Annotated in this window: 1 protein-coding gene; it reads right to left on the minus strand. The window is 57.0% G+C overall.

Translation table 11 applies throughout. The features are described 5' to 3' along the window. Positions 1-13: 13 nt before the first annotated feature. The gene (locus AC01FP_RS18075) at positions 14-409 is read right to left on the minus strand and encodes a hypothetical protein (protein WP_474482189.1); all 396 of its coding nucleotides are present in this window, start codon (positions 407-409) and stop codon (positions 14-16) included. Between the last annotated feature and the right edge of the window lie 449 nt (positions 410-858).

Raw genomic sequence — 858 nt, forward strand, 5'->3', positions numbered from 1 at the left:
ATCGACGCATTAGTCATGTCCTCAAGCCCCCGGATGTACTGATCAGAGGGGTGACAACTTTCCTGAAACTGGGGGCAGCGGCTTCCCCAGCGCCGATCCGGATGAGGTCGGCTCGCATGGCGGGCAGCCATGGAATCGACTCGGCATGCATTTCTTCCAACCGTGCAAGTAGATCGAGGCCATCGACGTACATCAAGGCGGCCTGCGGATAAGCGAGAACCAATCGATGGATCCAGATGGCACCGAGGCGGCAGCACTGCTCCTCATGGACAGCGGCCCATTGGGGCTGAGCCGGCTCCTGCTCCCTCAAACCACGAAAGATTCGGGCCCCTTCCAGCGCGTGGGTGACAGCGGCACCGATGTCGGTTTCGCCGAGCTCGATCATGCGCTTGTGCGCAACTAACCCCATCTCCAGGGATCCGTCAAAAGGCAGTACTGGCCGCTGAGGCAACCCGCCGATTTCAGCCCCAGGATCACGATTGAGTTCGTCGGTCAACGCAAAATCAAACAAACAGCGAAGAGTTAAGGCCTGGCTATGCGCCTATGGGGCCAGGATTAGCGAACACTCTACGGTTCAGCTAGTTGCAAGCTGATTTTAGCATTAAAGCCATTGCATCGGGTAAATTCGAGAGCATAACTGGCCAGAAACGAAGCAAATGGGATCGCCAATCAAATCGGCTGCCTAATGCCTCTCTCGGCGATGATTCACGACTGGCTGGCGGCAATAGATGTGATCAATTGCCGCAGCTGCTTAAGAACACAGTCTTGCATGAACCCCTCCAGCGGTTCATGGTTCGCCCCTTCCCGAGCCGCTTGCACAGTACCAGTGCCGCCTGATCAAGCCATGCCGCTTCTGCC

This window comes from Cyanobium sp. NIVA-CYA 375 (genome assembly GCF_056108345.1).